This window comes from uncultured Methanobrevibacter sp. (assembly GCF_902788255.1).
GTDB lineage: Archaea > Methanobacteriota > Methanobacteria > Methanobacteriales > Methanobacteriaceae > Methanocatella.
Window position 1 is genome coordinate 72,527 of record NZ_CADAJR010000003.1, and the last position, 18,639, is coordinate 91,165.

Annotated in this window: 16 protein-coding genes; 6 read left to right on the forward strand and 10 right to left on the reverse strand. The window is 35.4% G+C overall.

From position 1 onward, the window contains the following. Positions 1-31: 31 nt before the first annotated feature. Both QZV03_RS01425 and QZV03_RS01430 read left to right on the forward strand, forming a co-directional pair. A complete protein-coding gene (locus QZV03_RS01425; RefSeq protein ID WP_296873926.1) occupies positions 32-1,954 on the forward strand; it encodes an IGHMBP2 family helicase in 1,923 nt (640 codons plus the stop codon). 301 nt (positions 1,955-2,255) lie between these two features. Continuing rightward, on the forward strand, positions 2,256-3,434 hold the full coding sequence (locus QZV03_RS01430) for an argininosuccinate synthase (RefSeq protein ID WP_296873927.1): 1,179 nt from the start codon (positions 2,256-2,258) through the stop codon (positions 3,432-3,434). Between the two features lie 13 nt (positions 3,435-3,447). Here QZV03_RS01430 and QZV03_RS01435 read toward each other — a convergent pair whose 3' ends face one another. Further along, entirely contained in the window at positions 3,448-5,091 is a 1,644-nt protein-coding gene (locus QZV03_RS01435; RefSeq protein WP_296873928.1) for a helicase C-terminal domain-containing protein, read from the reverse strand. A 203-nt stretch (positions 5,092-5,294) separates the two neighbouring features. On the opposite strand from QZV03_RS01435, the gene QZV03_RS01440 reads away from it, so the two are divergent. After that, positions 5,295-6,023, forward strand: coding sequence for an NAD-dependent protein deacylase (locus tag QZV03_RS01440; protein WP_296873929.1), 729 nt, complete (start codon positions 5,295-5,297; stop codon positions 6,021-6,023). Here QZV03_RS01440 and sfsA read toward each other — a convergent pair. Together sfsA and QZV03_RS01450 are read right to left on the reverse strand one after the other, a co-directional pair. Beyond that, positions 5,970-6,683, reverse strand: a complete 714-nt coding sequence (sfsA, locus tag QZV03_RS01445) for a DNA/RNA nuclease SfsA (RefSeq protein WP_296873930.1) — start codon at positions 6,681-6,683, stop codon at positions 5,970-5,972. The genes QZV03_RS01440 and sfsA overlap by 54 nt on opposite strands. Continuing rightward, positions 6,670-8,211, reverse strand: coding sequence for an NAD(P)H-hydrate dehydratase (locus tag QZV03_RS01450; protein ID WP_296873931.1), 1,542 nt, complete (start codon positions 8,209-8,211; stop codon positions 6,670-6,672). Before QZV03_RS01450 ends, sfsA begins: the two co-directional genes overlap by 14 nt. A 71-nt stretch (positions 8,212-8,282) precedes the next feature. Here QZV03_RS01450 and QZV03_RS01455 point away from each other — a divergent pair, with 71 nt between their 5' ends. Further along, positions 8,283-9,413, forward strand: coding sequence for an NAD-binding protein (locus QZV03_RS01455; protein ID WP_296873932.1), 1,131 nt, complete (start codon positions 8,283-8,285; stop codon positions 9,411-9,413). A 16-nt stretch (positions 9,414-9,429) separates the two neighbouring features. Here the strand turns inward: QZV03_RS01455 and QZV03_RS01460 are convergent, their stop codons facing one another. From QZV03_RS01460 to QZV03_RS01485, 6 genes are all read right to left on the reverse strand, one after another. Beyond that, the gene (locus QZV03_RS01460) at positions 9,430-10,872 is read right to left on the reverse strand and encodes a DUF6056 family protein (RefSeq protein ID WP_296873933.1); all 1,443 of its coding nucleotides are present in this window, start codon (positions 10,870-10,872) and stop codon (positions 9,430-9,432) included. Between the two features lie 12 nt (positions 10,873-10,884). Further along, positions 10,885-11,268: a GtrA family protein gene (locus tag QZV03_RS01465; protein WP_296873934.1), complete on the reverse strand. Its 384-nt coding sequence runs from the start codon at positions 11,266-11,268 to the stop codon at positions 10,885-10,887. A 9-nt stretch (positions 11,269-11,277) separates the two neighbouring features. Beyond that, positions 11,278-12,240, reverse strand: coding sequence for a glycosyltransferase family 2 protein (locus tag QZV03_RS01470; protein WP_296873935.1), 963 nt, complete (start codon positions 12,238-12,240; stop codon positions 11,278-11,280). Between the two features lie 263 nt (positions 12,241-12,503). Further along, the gene (gene fhcD, locus QZV03_RS01475; protein WP_296873936.1) at positions 12,504-13,388 is read right to left on the reverse strand and encodes a formylmethanofuran--tetrahydromethanopterin N-formyltransferase; all 885 of its coding nucleotides are present in this window, start codon (positions 13,386-13,388) and stop codon (positions 12,504-12,506) included. A gap of 119 nt (positions 13,389-13,507) precedes the next feature. Next, positions 13,508-14,569, reverse strand: coding sequence for an acyltransferase (locus QZV03_RS01480; RefSeq protein WP_296873937.1), 1,062 nt, complete (start codon positions 14,567-14,569; stop codon positions 13,508-13,510). Positions 14,570-14,573: 4 nt separating this feature from the next. Then, positions 14,574-15,638: a UPF0104 family protein gene (locus QZV03_RS01485; protein WP_296873938.1), complete on the reverse strand. Its 1,065-nt coding sequence runs from the start codon at positions 15,636-15,638 to the stop codon at positions 14,574-14,576. Positions 15,639-15,705: 67 nt separating this feature from the next. Between QZV03_RS01485 and QZV03_RS01490 the strand changes: the two genes are divergently transcribed. Next, a complete protein-coding gene (locus QZV03_RS01490) occupies positions 15,706-17,139 on the forward strand; it encodes a TrkH family potassium uptake protein (RefSeq protein WP_296873939.1) in 1,434 nt (477 codons plus the stop codon). A 91-nt stretch (positions 17,140-17,230) separates the two neighbouring features. Then, complete coding sequence (locus tag QZV03_RS01495; RefSeq protein ID WP_296873940.1) at positions 17,231-17,881, forward strand: TrkA family potassium uptake protein; 651 nt, start codon at positions 17,231-17,233, stop codon at positions 17,879-17,881. 2 nt (positions 17,882-17,883) lie between these two features. On the opposite strand, the gene QZV03_RS01500 is transcribed toward QZV03_RS01495, so the two are convergent. Next, the gene (locus QZV03_RS01500; RefSeq protein WP_296873941.1) at positions 17,884-18,489 is read right to left on the reverse strand and encodes an MBL fold metallo-hydrolase; all 606 of its coding nucleotides are present in this window, start codon (positions 18,487-18,489) and stop codon (positions 17,884-17,886) included. Positions 18,490-18,639 lie beyond the last annotated feature (150 nt).

An 18,639-nucleotide genomic window follows, 5' to 3' on the forward strand; every position in this document is an offset into this window, starting at 1 on the left:
GTAAAACTCTTATTTAAAAATAAGTATGAAAATGAAGAAATTTATTAAAAATCTAATTACTCTCATCAATTATGAAAGAGATGCCGAAATCGATTTGATGACCCGTGAAATCAGTACAATGTCCGGTCAGAAAAGAGAGGAACTCGGAAGGGCCGTCAACAAGGTCAAAGGTAAAAGTCTGGGAAAGGAACTGGGAATGCAGATTGTCCAGTTTGGAATGTCAGAAACCATTGATACCGAAATATCCGTTGGAGACATGGTTCTGGTAAGTACAGACAATCCACTTAGAAGTGACCTGACAGGTACCGTAACCGAAAAGGGTGCCCGATTCATCAAGGTTGCATTTGACAAGCGAGTGCCGAAATGGGCAATCAAGAAAAAAACCAGACTTGATTTGTATGCTAATGACATCACATTCAGAAGAATGGAAGACAATCTGAAACATTTGAGCCTGAAGGGTAAAAATGCCCTGGAATATATTTTAAACGAAAGGGATCCAAAAAAGAACAGGGACACACCATATATCAGCTACATTGACGAAAACCTCAATGAATCCCAGAAATCAGCAATTGAAAATAGTCTTTCATGTGAAAACTTCTTTTTGATACATGGACCATTCGGAACCGGAAAGACAAGAACACTGGTTGAGTTGATTTCACAGGAAACCCGTCAGGGCCATAAGGTTTTGGCCACAGCCGAAAGTAATGCAGCCGTGGACAACATCCTGGAACGTTTAATGGACAACAAAAAACTGAATCTGACAAGGCTCGGCCATCCTCAGAGGGTTTCAAAGCACAACATTACTCAAACTTTGGCATACAAGGTTGAAAACCACAAACTTAACAAGAAAATCAAAAAGATTCACAAAAAAATCGACAACATGATTGAAAAGCGCAAAGTCCACACAAAACCAACTCCCCAGTACCGTCGTGGACTTGGAGACTATGATATTCTTCATTTTGCATCAAAGGGCAAGGGAACACGCGGAGTCAGTGCGGACAAGATAAAGTCAATGGCGAAATGGATTGAAATAAACCAGGAAATTGATGAGGCACATGACGAGATCAAACGCATTGAAAACAGGATGATAAAGGACATCATCGATTCAAGTGACGTCATTCTTGCAACCAACTCATCAGCGGCACTGGAATCCATTGCAAGAGTGAAATTTGACGTTGCAATTATCGATGAAGCTTCACAGGCCACAATCCCAAGCGTTTTAATTCCGATTGCCAAGGCACACAGATTCATCCTTGCAGGAGACCACAAGCAGCTTCCGCCAACTATAATAAGTGACAAGGCAGGAGAGCTTGAAAAAACTCTGTTTGAGGAATTGATTAGAAAATATCCCCACAAATCCCAACTGCTGAACGTCCAGTACCGTATGAACAACCTGCTGATGAAGTTTCCAAATCAGGAGTTTTACAACAACGGATTGAAAAGTGATGCAAGCGTTGATGACATAAACATCAATGATATCCTGGATTCAACTCAAAAAGAGGAAGCTTTACTTTTTATTGACACTTCAAATGTCGACATTGAAGGTGAAACTCATCTTAAAGATTCAAAATCAATTGTCAACCATATCGAAGCTGAAATCAGCTCAAACATTGTCAATGATTATCTCAACATCGGCGTTGAAGAGGAAGACATTGGAATAATAAGTCCCTATGCAGACCAGGTAAAGGTCATCCAGGACATGACCCCCGTTGAGGTCAAGACAGTTGACGGATTTCAGGGAAGGGAAAAGGAGATCATTATTATTTCTACCGTTAGAAGTAATGACAATGGCAATATTGGTTTTTTAAAGGATTTAAGAAGATTGAATGTTGCAATAACACGTGCCAAACGTAAACTTATTATAATAGGCAATAAAAATACCTTAAAAACAAATCCAACATATGACAGACTGATAAAGTTCTGTGAAGAAAAAGGTGTACTGGTTAAAATTTAGGTATACCTAAACTTTTATATACTATGAAAAACTATATACTAATTGAGAGATGAAAAGTATGAAAATACTTGAAACTCATTTTAACTCTTGATTGAGGTCATTTAAAAACCCCGAAATCAATCAACCTCAATTATATCCCTCAATTAAGAGTTTTCTTCTGCCTAAAAATTAAACTTTTTTTAAATTCCAATTTCAATACAAAATCCATGATGATTACTAATTTTTCATACACCATTAAATAGTATAATCAATATAAATATATTTTGATAATTCTTATTATTAAATTTTTAACGGTGACTAAATGACAGAAAAAGTACTTTTAGCATTCAGTGGAGGATTAGACACCTCCGTTTGTGTTAAATTATTAGAAGAAAAATACAATGTAGAAGTTATTACCGCATGTGTAGATGTGGGACAAGGCGAAGAAGAAATGGAAAAAGCAAAAAACAGTGCAGCTAACATTGGAGGATTAAAACACTACAATATAGATGCCAAAGAAGAATTTGCTAACGAATACATCGCACGTGGAATTAAAGCAAATGCAGAATATGAAGGATACCCATTAAGCACTGCTTTTGCAAGACCATTAATTGCATTAAAACTTATAGAAGTAGCTGAAAAAGAAGGAGCAACTGCAATTGCACACGGTTGTACCGGAAAAGGAAACGACCAATTCAGATTCGAAGCAGTCATTCGCGCAATGTCCGATTTGGATATCATTGCACCAATCAGAGAAATGAACTTGACAAGAACTGAAGAAAGAGAATATGCAGAATCCAAAGGAATCAAATTAAATTACGATAAAATTTACAGTATCGATGAAAACCTCTGGGGAAGAGCAATTGAAGGAGATGTCCTAGAAGACCCTGCAAACGAACCTCCGGAAGACATCTACGAATGGACCGCCTCCTGGGAAGATGCTAAAGACGAACCTGAAAAAGTATCTATCGAATTCGAGGAAGGTATTCCAGTAGCAATCAACGGCGAAATGATGCCATTAATCGACATCATCCAAAAGGCAAATGAAATTGCAGGATCACACGGTATCGGTAGAGTCGACACCATTGAAAACAGAATGATCGGCATTAAAAGTAGGGAAATCTACGAAACCCCTGGAGCTAAATTATTGATTGCAGCTCACCAAGCATTAGAAGAATTAGTTTTAACCACTGACGAGTTAAGATTTGCAGAATACATGTCAACACTCTATGCTGATTTGGTCTACAGAGCACTCTGGCAAGAACCATTAAGAGAAGACCTCGACCAAGCAATCGACAACATGCAAGAAAGAGTAAGCGGAGAAGTCGTAATGAAACTCTTTAAAGGTTCAATCCAACCTATTGTCAGAAAATCTCCATTCAGCTTACACAGCATCGAGCAGATTACCTTTGAAGACAAGGACACTGATCAAAGAGAAGTTGAAGGAATGATTAAACACCACGGTATTCAAGCCGCAAATTATCAAAAATTAAACAGATAGCTTTACGCTATCCCTATTTCTTTTTTTGTATCGCTTCAAGGAAGTATTCGTTGAAAAATCCGCGATTATAATCAACCAATTGCTTGAAACTTGAATCGATTATATACATTACACACCAATCATCCATATCCCGGATTCCACGACCATAAGCCTGCATCAGCGCCATTACAGTCTGATAATAAAACCATTTCGGATCTAATGCCTTACGATATTTTACCTGTTCATTAAGCTGAGGGTAGGGAATCTTAAACACAATCTGGAAACGGCACAAATCTCCCTTGAAATCAACACCATCCTTTATTGAGGCGCCTATAAGAACAGTGTTTTTTCCGGATTTTGTGAAATCCTTCAAGACATAGTTCCTGTCTTCACCGCCGACAAACATCAGCCTGTCATCCCTTAAGTTACTCATAATCCAAAAGGCCTGCTCGTTGCTTGAAGTGTGAATGACACCCTTTTCATCCTTATGCTTTTCAAGCAATTGCCTGAGCTTTGAAAGTGCACGCTTGTTTTTCCATCTCGGAGTTTTGCCTCTGCTTCCGCTCATATTGCCAACGAAATCAGCGTAAATCGGTCTTTTACTAACGTCAAATGGTGATTTTTCATAGATATAATAGGTTTCTTCAGGATTGATATTGTTCCACTCACAGAACTTGTCCTTGCTTCCCAAAGTCCCTGTTAGAAATATCCTGATGTTTCCCAATTCCAGAAGGCTTTGAGTATCATCAGCAACGGAAAACGGTTTGAATTCCGCTGAAATTTCCATGTCATTATTTAGAATTGTTTCCTTCTTAGGCAAATCTATAATCAGCTCTTCCTGGGACAATCCCAATCCAATACCTGCAAATGTCTTGATGTCCTGCTCCAGATTTTGCTTTTCAACATAGTCAAAATTCGAATACTTTGAAGGGTCGTTTTCGAATTCATCCAAGGTTACCTGAACTGACTTGTTTGCATCCCCTTCAATTTTTTTAATCCTCTTTTTACATTCCTTGATTAAATCGTCACAGAGTCTTGTCCAATACTCAGGATTTCTTTTTAAATCGTTGAGAGATTTGGTGCCGTACATTATCGGTTCGAAAATGTCAATACCGAATTTTGTTGAAATATATTCACGATTCAACTCAGAGGATGAAAGCATAAGCATTTTACGTTCAAGGTTATGTGCCTCATCCAAAATCAATAGCTCACGAGGATCAAGCATGGGATTAGCAACGCCCGCATAGTAGAGGTAATCATAATTTGTAATGACATTTTTAGCCTCAACAGCCCTTTTGAATGCCAGTTGATACTCACAGTCACTGCATCTTCTTAGATTATACTCGGCCTTGATACAAAAGTCACAGCTTCCCTTATAGTTGCACTTATAATTTCCACGACCCTTAATCTCAACAAGCATTTCTTCAAAATCATCAAGATACTGCTCCTGAAGTTGTTTTGTCATTGTCAGGATGTAGGAATCCTCATACATGTTAGCAAGAGTCGTAGCTATTGCAGACTTACCAGTTCCAGTTCCTGCTTCAAGTATGATATTTTTAAAGCCCTCTTTTATTGCAAAATTTACTTCATTGATGAGTCTGATTTGACTGTTTCGGGGATTGAATTTAGGTAGCGACCAGTAAATCATCCAATCAAGATTTGAATTGTTATCCTCCATAACCTCACCAACATTTATTAACAAATTAATCATAAGTTTGTTTAAAATACTATTTAAAAATAATGTTTTTCATGGAATAAAAGGCATTTAGTTCTTTTTAAAAATAATTTAACAAGTTTAAAGAAATATTCTAAAGAAAAGACAATTTTCAACAAAGAAACAATTGGAAAAAAATTAATATGAATTAAAAATATACTATCCATATGTCTAAAATTCAACAGCTGCAAGAAATTATTAACACATCCGACAATATCGTATTTTTTGGAGGAGCAGGCGTTTCAACGGAAAGTGGCATCCCAGATTTCAGATCAGAAAGCGGAATTTTTAAGAGTCTGGAAAAATACGGCGACACTCCAGAGAATCTGATATCCCATACCTATTATCTGGACCATACAGAGGAATTCTTTGAATACTACAAGGACACGCTAGTTTTTAGTGATGCCAAACCCAATCCCGCCCATTTGAAATTAGCCGAATTGGAAAAGGTAGGAAAATTAAAAGCGGTGATTACCCAAAACATTGATGGCCTTCACCAAAAGGCAGGAAGTAAAGAAGTGCTGGAGCTTCATGGAAGCATACACAGAAACTACTGTCAAATATGCAATAAAGAATATCCGCTGGAACATATTTTAGAAAGTGACGGCATTCCAAGGTGCGAATGCGGAGGAATCGTCAAGCCAGATGTGGTGCTTTATGAGGAACCCCTGAACAATGCGGTGTTAAGCTTTGCCATTGATTACATCTCCAATGCCGAAACCTTAATCATTGGAGGAACTTCCTTAGTGGTTTATCCCGCAGCAGGTCTGATAAATTATTTCAACGGAAAGAATCTGATTTTGATAAACAAAAGTGAAACTCCCTACGATGATGTTGCAAGCCTAGTCATTAACGATGCCATCGGCGAGACATTTTCCCAAATCAAAGTCGAGTGATTCGGGAATCAATTCGATTCCATCCAGCTGATTGTCACATCTGTAGACAAGTATCTCCACACCTTCAGCATAGGCCTCATTCAGGGTTTCGCTGAAAACCGGGTCATTATCCCAATTCGGCCTGAAGAATTTACCTGCAGGATGCTGTATCAGGAAAAACACACAGCACCTGTTGCCCTCTTTTTTAAGTTTTATCAATTCTTTGAGATGTTTTGCTCCACGTTCGGTTGGTGCATCCGGAAATCTTGCCTCACCATCAATTATCAATGTTACTCCCTTGACTTCAACATAACATTTTTGATTTTCATTTTCCAAGTATATATCAATGCGTGAGTTATCTACACTTTTCTCTCTTTGATGTATAGAATAGCCTGAAAGTTCTTTTATTTTGCCATCTTTTATGGCATCATATACAATACTGTTGGCTTGCTGAGAGTATAATGATACAAGCACTCCCTTGTTTTCCACAAAGTGAAGTGAGAACTTTGTCTTTCGATTTGGATTGTCGGAAGGCTTAAGCCAAACAATAGCATCCTCAAGCAAAAGCTCCCTGCATCTGCCGGTGTTCGGAACATGAGCGATTTCCAAACTACCATCCACTTCAACTTCGGCTATAAAACGGTTAGGCCTTGATTTAAAAATTCCCTTAACATAATCCATTTTTAATCACGTTACCGATATATGATACCAAATCTGTTGCTGAAAATCCGTTTCCCTTGACGTTGTAAGCCTCATCGCCCGCAAGACCATTAATGAAAGCCCCAAGACATGCAGAATCAAATGAAGACAAATCCTGTGTGAGCAGACCGCCACATATTCCAGCCAATGCATCACCTGTTCCACCAACAGTCATTCCAGGATTGCCTGATTTGTTGATTCTGAATCGGGTCCCGGACAGCACCAAGTCATATTGTCCCTTAACAATGACTGTTCCCTTGATTTGGCGAGTGATTTTTTGAAACTCAGTAATGTTTTCGTCAACCTTTTCAAAGTCATATGAGTCAATATCCAATTTCAAATCAGACTCAACATTGAAAAATGACTTGAACTCGAACAGATGAGGTGTCAGAATGATATCTTCACGGCCTTTAAGCAGTTTCAGTTCAACCTGTTTCAAGGCGTCGGCATCAAGAACAATAGGTTTTTTGATTTTTGAAACCAGTACATTGAATAATTTTCCAGTATCCTCATCAATGCCTGCACCAGGACCGATTAAAACTGCATCAACACTGTTAGCCAATTCCAAAATTTCAGAGGAATGGCTTAATGAAAGTTTATCACCTTCAAGACTTTTTACAATCAAATCGGGAGAGGTTGACTTGATTGCCTCAGCTGATTTTTCAGGTGTTGCAACATAGACAAGATCACAACCTGCACCAATAGCAGCCATTCCTGCAATAGCTGGAGCCCCGGAGTAATCATTATTTCCACCAACAATCAACAACCTGCCATTATTGCCTTTATGTGATTTTAAATCCCTATTTTTTAGCCTTAAAAAGTCCCCATAGTTTACAAAGTATTCTGCTTCAAAGGGAATTCCAATATCTGCAGTAACCAATCCCCCAACAACTTCCTCTTTAGCATTCCTAACTCCAGTTTTTATTTTATGAAAACTAATAGTGTAATCCGGAACTACCGCCAAGTCATTAACCTCACCAGTTAGCGGATCCATTCCTGAGGGAACATCAACACTGATTTTTATTCCTTTTGACCGATTAATTATTTCAATTGCCCTTCTGATGTTGGTTTGAAGTTTTCCCTTAATTCCAGTTCCCAGCAATCCGTCAACAATCATAAATTCACCCTGCTTTGATTTTGCCACTTCAGAATTATTGATATCATCAAGTGTTTTTAAATTAAATATGTTTAAACGAGACAATCTAGGCTTCATATTTTTTAAGATTTCAAAATTGGTTTTTGCATCGCCAGATCTAATATTCTCCTTCAACATATAGATATCAACATCATATCCACGATTCAACAAGTATCTTGCCGCAACAAAACCATCACCACCATTTCCACCAGAACCGGTAAAAATTACAACTTTAACTGGTTTTGAAAAAGTATAAACTGCAATCTTACCTACTTCCTCGGCCAAGGATTTTCCAGCAGATTCCATTAGGCATAACCTTGACAAACCCAAATATTCGCAATTATAATCTGTAACCATCATGTCAATAGGATTCAAAAAATCACCTTATAAATTAAAATATAAGTATCCAATATAAATATAATTATCTTAACTTTAGGAAAAATCATATGCGAAAAATAACATTTACACTTTTAACAAAATTACCTGCAAAATACATCAGCAGTGGTTTAATAATCATAATAGTTCTTTTTATTTATGGAGTTGTTGGTTCTATTTTTATTATGAATTTGAATTTGATTGATGCCATTTACTATTCAATTATTACCATGGCAACCGTAGGATACGGAGATTATATCCCAACCACAGGAATTCAAAAGATGTTTGCAACAACACTTGCTCTCAGCGGTGTTGCACTACTTGCTTATGTATTTAATATTATTTTAACAAATGTCCAGGAAAAAATGAGTGAATATTCAAAAGGAGCGAGAAAATTGAAAGCTATTGAAGTTATGGAAGATTATTATATCATTTGTGGTTTTGGAAGAGTGGGAAAAGTAGTTTTTAATGAATTGACACAACGAAACCAAAATGTGATTGTTATTGAAAAAAACAAGGAAGTTTGTGACTCAATCGAGGAAGGCGATAATGTTGTGGTGATTAATGATAACGCAATCGAAGATGATTTAGTTGCTAAATTAGCAGGAGACAAATGCAGAAGCGTCATTATCTGTACTGGAGACGATGTTAATAATCTGTTTATTGTATTGACCATAAGAGAAACAAACCCAACTGCATGGATTGTGACAAGAGCCAGTAAACTTGAAAACATAAAAAGGCTTAGAAAAGCCGGTGCCGATAAAATCGTGTCCCCCGAAATCATTGGTGGAGAAGGATTATATTATGAATCTGCCAGACCTCATCTTTTAAAGATTACTGTAAAACATTCCGCAGACAACATTTATGACGAATTTAAAGTCATAACAAAATATGGCTGCACATTAGAAAACATTGAATACCATATTCCCGGAATTGAAACTCCCTTAATCCGCCAAATCAAAACAAAGAATATAACGGACGGACAAAAATATGTGAATTACCTAAGCTCACATGATGATCAAAGGCAAGCCCTCGAAAATCTTTACAAAAATGTAAATAATATTCATTCCCATTTAATTTCAGGTCCTGACAAATCATCATTTGATAAATTACTTAAAGATTTAGAGAAAATAGAAGAAATCATCGGAATTAATTTAACAAATAAAGAAATAACTGAAATTACAAAAAAAGAAATAAAATAGATGATTAAATCATCTATTAATACATCACATGAGTTATTACAAATACAAACATGAAGTTTACAGCGGCAAGCAATATAAATGCAAATTTAACTATAGATTGCCATTTCTTATTAAGCCTGTCTTCATCATACAATAGTTTAATCATCATTAAAGTCAACATGATTAAAAACATGTAGAAGAAAAACATTGCCCTGTAACCTGATGCAAATACTGTTGGAGTGAAACCCATCATCAGCCTACTTAAAAATCCTCCAATGAATAAAAATACTGGAAGCAAGTTGTTCTTACCATATACTTTGAACAATAGTATACAACTGCTTAAAAGCAGATAAATACAAAGCATTACAGTATAAATATTTATTTGTTTAGGAATTCCCTCATAAGTAAGAAGATAAATAGTATTTTCCAATCCCGGCAAAATACCAACGATTGATTTAAATACTCCCAATATGCTTGATACAATTGGAATTTTAATCAAGCTGGCAACAGACCCCATAGCACCAAGAGAATCTTGCAAGTGAGCAATATCCATGCAAGTCTTGAATACTGCTAAAAATGCCATAAATGCAATGTTTAAGTATAAGAAATATTTCAAGTATTTATTTTCTGTTTTCAATGATGCACATACGCTAAGTATTATATAGAATAATGGGAAAATAATCTTCTCTTCAAACAACAGTCCGAAAGTTGGAACCAAACCCAAATACAATTTTTGCATAAGTCCAAAGCTTGCAAATTCAGGATACCATCTGGCAGTTTCAGCCGCAACCCTTACTGCATTGCCAGGACATGTGAAAATAAATATCAAAGAGGCAATAGCAATAATAATTGCTAAAATATTGAATTTATTAATTTCCTTTTTGTTAATAATGCAATAAAGCAAATACAAACAATTAAATCCGAAAATTAATGCACAACTCTGCTCCTGATTAACTGCATATATCAAACATAAAAATGAAATGACATACATCCATTTGCTAGTGTTTTTTTGATATACCTCATTTATGATAGGAATGAAAGAGATTAAACCAAAAATAAAGCACCATGAATAGAATACTGTTGTTGAAATCCAACCTGCAGATGCCATTTCATGGAACGGATACATTAAAAATAACAATACACCTATCAAATTGATATATTTATTATTATTCCTATTAATCAATCTAATAACCAGATAAACACCACAGGTGTAAATGATTAAATCCAAAATCTTCCATACAATCATATTTACATGAGAAATTGAAATCAAAACACTTTCAATTATCATCCTACTGGACCAATCATGATATCTCATGTATGCATAATCAATAACAGTATGATTTGACAGAACTTTAGAAAATCTAACGTCATCCCCCATCAATCCCATGATTGCATGAAGAACCGCCATTAGAACAAAGAATATGATGAACGGATAATAATTTTTAATAAAGTTCTCTACACTTGTTTTATTTAATTCCATCTTTTTTCAACCTCACTTATCTTTAAAAACAATAATCTTGCTTATAACATAATTTAAAATAACAACAATTACCTGAATAATAATTTTTGATATTACATCCCCAACAGCCAAAATACCAATCAAGAGATACATCAATGCAGTATCAACAACTCCTGAAAAAATTCTTCCTCCAAAAAACAGGGACATCTCTTTTAAGATATTTGAATTTTTGCTTTCAAATACCCATATCCTATTAGTAACATATGCGAATAAAACTGAAAAGAACCATGCCAAAACATTAGATATGAGATAATTCACATTTAAAAATCTTGCAAAAAGCAGATAAACAACGAAATTGACTACCGTTGTTAAAACGCCAAAAATGAAATACATCATCAGTTCCTTTCCAATTCTCATTTACATCACTTAATCAAACAATTCCTTTTCAATAATGTATTTTGGCCTCTTTTTTGTCTCCATATACATTTTACCAATATATTCTCCAAGGATTCCAACAGATAACATTTGTATTCCAGAAACTAGCCAAATGGAAACTATGATAAATGTCCAACCTGAAACTACAGCCCCCATTATTTTAACAGAAACCGCATAAATCATTACAATAAAACTTAAAACCGCCATTAAAAAACCAATTGAAGCAATCATCTTAAGGGGTTTAATGCTGAAGGAAGTTATTCCTTCAAATGTAAATGAGATCATTTTCCTTAAAGGATATTTGGATTCTCCCAACTCACGTTCATTTCTTTCATAATATACTTCACTTGTTTTAAAACCTAATTGGGGAACAATTCCTCTTAAAAATAAATTTACTTCCTCATATTCTTCAAGAGCTTCAAGAGCCCTTTTGCTCATTAATCGGCAATCGGCATGATTGAATACAATTTCAACACCTAAAAAATTCATTAATTTGTAAAATGTCTCAGCGGTGGAACGCTTAAAAAATGAATCCTTTTTTCTTGAGCTTCTAACACCATAAACGATTTGAGAACCCATATTATATTCCCCAATCATTTCATCAATGACATTTAAGTCATCTTGCAAATCGGCATCCATACTAATAGAAATATCTGCATTATCTTTTGCAAACATGAGCCCTGCAAAAAGCGCATTTTGATGACCTTTATTTTTAGAAAACTTGATGGCACAAAACATATTATTTTTATTGTGAAAATCTTCAATTAACTCCCAAGTATTATCAAATGAACCATCATCCACAAATAAAACCTTACTTGAATTGGATATTTTATTTTCCATTATCAATTGATTTAATTTTGATTCAGTTTCATCAGCAGTCTTTGATAAAATCTCTTCCTCATTAAAACAAGGCAGAATCAAATATAAACTTGGCTTATTATAATTTTCCCCCATTTTTGCAACACCAAAAAACAACACTCAAAATTTCAATGAAAATCAATACTTCCAATATGCATTAAAAGTAGTTATTTCAATAATATATAATATCTATTTAGTGTTATTAATATATAATTTTTCATTATAAAAAAAATAGAATTAAAATTATCTGATTTTTAGCTGAAAAAGAATATTATAAATATGAACTTTGTTAAATAAGTTAATTTTAAGATGAAAAATATTCTAAAAAAAGTAAAAAAAGTAGAGAATATAGAAATTCTCTAGAATAAGTCTTGTAAGTGGATTTGGTAAGGTCCTAAGTTTCCACCGTAGTTACCAGCACCGATTTCGATAACACCCGGAACTTGGCAAGCAGCTTCAATACCTGCTTTCATAGCAGCTTTAACGGATTCTTCATCGACACCGTCAATAACAATTTCCATGTTTCCGAATACATTTTCTGGCAATTCAGTTTCAACTTGATCTTTTAAAGTTACACATTCTTTTTCGTTGGTAGATGCACTCATGAAAGAGTATTTGGAACCTGTTTTAGAACCGGAAGCAACCATACCTCCTGAGAAAGGAGTGATTACACCAGCAACAGCGTGAATAGCATCAACAGCCGCTTCAGCAGCAACAATAGAAGCCATTTGACTGTCAGCCATGATAAAGAAGTTTCCACCTGCTACACCATCTTTCCATCCCATTTCATCTTCCACTAAGAATTCACCAGACATAATAGGAATTACATGCATTTTTTTACCGTTTACATCTTTTTCGGTTTCATACCCGTCACCGAAGAATTTGAGTTGTTTACCTGTTGGGAAGGATTCTTCACTTTCAAGAGCATTGAATGCTGCTGCAGTAGGAGCAGTTAAAACACATTGACCGATTCTGTCCATGATTTGTCCACCTAATGATTTTTTAGACATGTGGCAAATCATGATTGCATAACCTGGTCTTCCATCTGGAGATTCAGTTGGAGGAACATATTGGTCAATACCTGCTTCAGCAGGACATCCAATAACGGAAGTAGCAAATCCTGTAGCTTCAGTAGCAGCAATTTTAGCTAAATGTTTAGTAGCTGCAGTAATAATAATTCTAGATACTTTAATTCCAAAACCTTCAGCAAAGGTATCTTGTATTTCTACGCCATTAATTTCCATATTTTCACCAAAATTTTTTTAAAAAAATAATTTTTTGTGATAATTAAATTTATGATTATATCTTAAAATAAAGTTTTCTATTTAAATTAATTAAAAAATAGTTTAGGAAAAATACCTTATCAAACGCCGACAAAATCTCTTAAAACAGGTATTTTAGATAAAGTATAAATTATTAACCAAGACACTATGAATCCAACAACAAATAACAATAAATATTCTGCTGTAAAACCCAAAGAGCCATGCAATAATTTTCTAGTAGCCATAACTAATTGACTATGAATCAAGTACATTCCATAGCTGCATACTGAAATTGAAGTAATAATCTTTAAAATCCACTCATTAGGATTATTTAATAATAAAATACATTTAAATAAGCAAAATACGCCTATTGCTTCAATTACCACAGGCATTGAATATCTATGATACGAAAATGACACAGTATCTGCAATAAAATAAGAATAAACAAACATTAAAACTGTGGAAATAATTATTAATGAAACAGCACAAAATGCATTATTAAATATTTTCCTATCAGTATGCCTTAAATAATAACCTAAAACTACAAGGCCTATTGGACTTGTAAAATAAGACAGCTTCACAGGACATTCCATCATAAATGTATATTCAAAAACTATTGAAACCAACCAAAGCACTAAAAAATATTCAAGTTCTGATAAATCAGAGTTCTTTATCCATTTATTAAAAATAGGAATTATCAAATAAACTCCAAACATCATCCAAAAGAACCAATAAACAGCAGATCCTGGTGCATTACACATTAATGTATCCCAAAATAATTTTAAAATGTCATAAGCTCCAAAACTAGTTACAAAATCAACACTTGGAATTAATAAAGATAAAATAACCAAAAGGACTGTAAATGCCAAAGACCAAAAAAGAAATGGTTTTGTAATACGAGGCAAACGTTTAGATAAAAAATCTTTAATTTCCCAATCCCTTCCCAGAAGTAACGCTCCTGACAACAGTAAAAAGATAGGAACTCCAATAGTGAAGAAGTTTATGAATAACACAACAAAAGCTCCACTTGCAGAATGAATTGATGATGCAGTATAATTCATTATTTCTTTAAGGTGGCATGTGACGTGCAAAAGGACAACAGATAAAATAGCAAATGCCCTCAAGGCATCAAAATAAAAAATACGACCAGTTTTGTTTTCCATAACGCTAACCCTCGTTGTTTAAATCCTCACTTAAAGATTCCTCTATTTCTTCAGAAGAACCTAAAGAAATCTTATCCAATATGGATGAACCGTATTTCGGCAAGATTACCAAACCTAATATTGTAACCATCCAGAAGGAGATTAATCTTTCAATAACGGTAGCTGCCGCACTGATTGATGAGGAAATACCCGCTGCAGAGTAAAAAATAATCATCATACCGTCAATGGCTCCAAGACCACCCGGAAGCAATGGTATCATACCAACAAGTGATGCCACAATAAACACTTCACCGATTACAATCAGATTAACATTAGCTCCGAAAGCCAGGAAAACCAAGTAAACCCTGATAATTTCAAAAACCCATATGATAAATGACAATGGGATAGTATAATATAAAACCTTCTTATTTGAAATCAGGAGTTTCATAGTGTCCTGAAAACCAAAAATAACCCCATGTATCTGTTCCTCAAGTTCTTCAGAGTTTTTCTTGTAAAATCTGCGGACCAGTCTAATGATCCATCCGTCAACACGTTTTCCGAAACCAGGATTGATACACATGTAAATCAATATGGCCAAAACCGCAACAATCGCTATTACCGCCAAAACCATTACCACAAGCAGCCATGTATCAAAATCAAAATACAATGCCATTGCAGCAATAGTGAGTGCTGCCAAAACTACAAATGGGAAAGTGTCCAATGCCCTGTCTGCAACAACAGTTGCAAATGTCTCTTCCATTGGATAATCCTTTTCCTTGGCAAGAATGTATGCCCTAACAGGTTCTCCCCCACCACGTCCGGATGGAGTAATATTGTTAACCGCAAGACCGACCAGCACCATAGGCAACAGTTTTTTGATGCCGACATCCATATTGGCCAACTTGTTAAGGATTTGCCATCTCAAAGTGTATAAGAAATAAGTAAATATTTGTGTAAGAATAGCTAAAGCTATAATAGTTAAATTAGCCATTTTTAAAGCACCAATAACCTGATCAATGCCCACAAACCATAGCATTATTAAAAGAATAATTACACTTATTCCCAAAAGTAATATAGTTTTTTTATCCATAGTATTATTAATTATACAACTTGATACTTATAAGTTTATATAGAAATTTATTCAAATTATTAGATTAATGAGATATATTACTAAAACTGATTTGAAAATTGTTACCAGAAACTCTGGAATGTTGATGATTGGAATAGGTCTGATGTGCATTATTCCATTAATCTTCGATTTAATTTATTTTGAGTTCGATTTAATCAGTTTTATCATTCCCGCCATAATTTCAACATCTTTAGGTTACCTTTTTATGAATCGCTTCAAGGAAGTCGAAGGTAAAAAAATTCGGCTAAAGCATGGAATGATCATTTCATCCTTCGCATGGCTGTGGGCCAGTATCATCGGAGGAATCGTTTTTACACTCGCAACAAACATCCCACTTCTTGACGGAATTTTTGAAAGCATGTCCGCATTGACAGGAACCGGAATCACCATGTTCCAGGATGTTGAAATCTTGCCACACAGCATACTGTTTTTCAGAGCATTGGAACAGTGGATTGGTGGTTTGGGAGTAGTTGTTATGGTGATCGGTGTTTTGACAAAACCCGGTTCCGTATCATCAACACTTTACCATTCAGAAGCCCGTGAAGAACGTATAAAACCAAGTATTAAAACCACACTTCAAAAAACATTTGGAATCTATAGCATTTATACCGTTGCCGGAATAATATTATACCTGCTTGCAGGAATGCCGCTTTTCGATGCAATCTGCAGCACACTCCACATTGTATCCACAGGAGGAATGGGAATCAAGAATGCAAACATGGCATACTACCACAATGACCTGATTTATTTCATTTCAATCATCTTGATGATTTTAGGTGCTACAAGCTTCATGGTTCACTACAAGGTTATCAAGACAAGAGGAAAATCATTAATTAATGATTTGCAATTTAAGATAATACTTTCAGTCATTGCCGGAGTTACATTATTGCTGTATCTCGTTTCCAACATCGTACCGATGGAACTGCTCTTTACAGTTGTATCTGCAATAACCACCACAGGAGCAACAGTTGTGCATCCAGACATCATGGCGGGATGGCCGTCATTCGTAATAATATGTCTGATGTGTTTAATGCTGACAGGAGGATCAAACGGTTCAACAGTAGGTGCAATCAAACTTGTACGTATGATTACTTATTTTAAAGGAATTTACAGACATATCAGAGAAATCATGTCCCCTGACGGCAGGATAGTTCCAATAAAATTAAACGGACACAAAATACCTGAAAAGTCCATTGGACAGGCAGGAAACTTTATAACATTATATATGATGTTCATAATGTTTACATGGGCGTTATTCTGTTTGTTCGGATATGACCCGTTCAAAAGCCTCTTTGCAGCCATGACCCTTCAGGGAAACAACGGTCTGGAACTGGGAATAATAAACCATACCCTACATCCCGTGATAAAAGTTGTCAGTTTGTTCGACATGTGGACCGGAAGATTGGAAATATATCCGGTACTGATTACATTAAGGGCCGGTTTTGAGATTTTCAAAAGATAAACGTTGAAAGTCCAATATCCTTTACAGATATGATAAAATTTATATTCATATAAATTAAATATTCATTATCCAATATTTGGTAGGTGATTGAATGTACATTATTATTATGGGAGCAGGTCGTGTAGGATTTACTCTTGCAAATTTATTAAGTGAAGATGGAAATGATATTACATTAATCGAAAGTGATGAAGCATTATGTAATGAAGTGGCCACAGATTTAGACGCATTAGTAATCCATGGAAATGGAACAAACTCCAAATTACTGGAAGAAACCAATATTGAAGATGCGGATGTTTTCATAGCTGCAACAGGAAATGACGAAGCGAATCTTTTATCATGCATATTGGTTAGAAAATATGATGTGGAACGTATAGTTGCACGTGTAAGTAACCCTGACCACGAGGAAGCATTTAAAGAAGTAGGAATCGATCAGGTAATCAGTCCCGAAGTGGCAGCCGCATTGCAACTGCAGCAATATGTAACAAACCCTCATGTAGCGAAATTAACCACTCTCGGTGAAGGAGATGCCGAGATACTTGAAATGACTATAACAAATGACAAAGTTGTTGGAAAACGCTTTAAAGAGATATCCCCAACAAAAGAATATATTATTATTGCCACTTACCAAAACGGAAAACTAGTCATTCCGCAACCGGACAATATCGTTGCACGTGGCGAAAAAATCTCACTTCTTGTAAAAAGAGGAAACTTGAAAAAAGTTTCCAAAAAATTAGAAAATTAAAATTAAAGCATGGAATAAGACATTTTAATATGGTCTTTTCCATTACCTTCAACCATTGGCCCATGACCCGGAAGAATGTTTTTAACATCCAATTCGGTCAGTTTTTTGACACTGTTTTTCATATCCATATAGTCTCCGCCAATATCCATTCTGCCGACTCCACCACCGGCAAATATGGTGTCTCCGGATATCAGAGTTTCACCATCCCACAAACAGATTCCTCCTTTGGTATGGCCAGGAGTGTGGATTACCTTAAAATCAGCGATTTCATCACCGTCTTCCAATTCGATGTCCACCCTGCAGTTGCCGGGATTGTCAAAAACAGACATTGAAGTTCCCAAGGTATCCTTATTCTTTATGGAAATGGCATCCTGTGCGTGAATGGCGATTTTTGCATTTGGGAAAAACTGATTGCCTCCGATATGATCATAGTGGCAATGAGTATTTACAACCATTTCAATGTCATCAGGTTCAACACCGTTTTCCCTGAGTTTGGAGAACAGATAATCATTGTAATAACCGGAACCAGTATCCACCAGAATATTGTCATCAATTAAAACATAATTAGAATCAATATTATAACCTAAAATAAAAACAATTGAACTCATAAAAGATAATATAATTAAGAAAGTAATTAAAAGTTTTGAAAAATAGATTTGTTTGAACAACCTCGCCTTGAAGAAGGCGAGGATTCCTAGATTTTTCATGTTTATTTGCTCAATCGTTTATTGAGTGTTTTCTAGGCAATCCCCGGGGCA

Coding starts and splice junctions, on each gene's coding strand:
- QZV03_RS01470 (WP_296873935.1), bottom strand. CDS start 12,240: ATGGGGGAAAATTATAATAAGCCAAGTTTATATTTGATTCTGCCTTGT.
- QZV03_RS01440 (WP_296873929.1), top strand. CDS start 5,295: ATGTCTAAAATTCAACAGCTGCAAGAAATTATTAACACATCCGACAAT.
- fhcD (WP_296873936.1), bottom strand. CDS start 13,388: ATGGAAATTAATGGCGTAGAAATACAAGATACCTTTGCTGAAGGTTTT.
- QZV03_RS01485 (WP_296873938.1), bottom strand. CDS start 15,638: ATGGATAAAAAAACTATATTACTTTTGGGAATAAGTGTAATTATTCTT.
- QZV03_RS01495 (WP_296873940.1), top strand. CDS start 17,231: ATGTACATTATTATTATGGGAGCAGGTCGTGTAGGATTTACTCTTGCA.
- sfsA (WP_296873930.1), bottom strand. CDS start 6,683: ATGGATTATGTTAAGGGAATTTTTAAATCAAGGCCTAACCGTTTTATA.
- QZV03_RS01430 (WP_296873927.1), top strand. CDS start 2,256: ATGACAGAAAAAGTACTTTTAGCATTCAGTGGAGGATTAGACACCTCC.
- QZV03_RS01480 (WP_296873937.1), bottom strand. CDS start 14,569: ATGGAAAACAAAACTGGTCGTATTTTTTATTTTGATGCCTTGAGGGCA.
- QZV03_RS01500 (WP_296873941.1), bottom strand. CDS start 18,489: ATGAGTTCAATTGTTTTTATTTTAGGTTATAATATTGATTCTAATTAT.
- QZV03_RS01490 (WP_296873939.1), top strand. CDS start 15,706: ATGAGATATATTACTAAAACTGATTTGAAAATTGTTACCAGAAACTCT.
- QZV03_RS01460 (WP_296873933.1), bottom strand. CDS start 10,872: ATGGAATTAAATAAAACAAGTGTAGAGAACTTTATTAAAAATTATTAT.
- QZV03_RS01425 (WP_296873926.1), top strand. CDS start 32: ATGAAGAAATTTATTAAAAATCTAATTACTCTCATCAATTATGAAAGA.
- QZV03_RS01435 (WP_296873928.1), bottom strand. CDS start 5,091: ATGGAGGATAACAATTCAAATCTTGATTGGATGATTTACTGGTCGCTA.
- QZV03_RS01465 (WP_296873934.1), bottom strand. CDS start 11,268: ATGAGAATTGGAAAGGAACTGATGATGTATTTCATTTTTGGCGTTTTA.
- QZV03_RS01455 (WP_296873932.1), top strand. CDS start 8,283: ATGCGAAAAATAACATTTACACTTTTAACAAAATTACCTGCAAAATAC.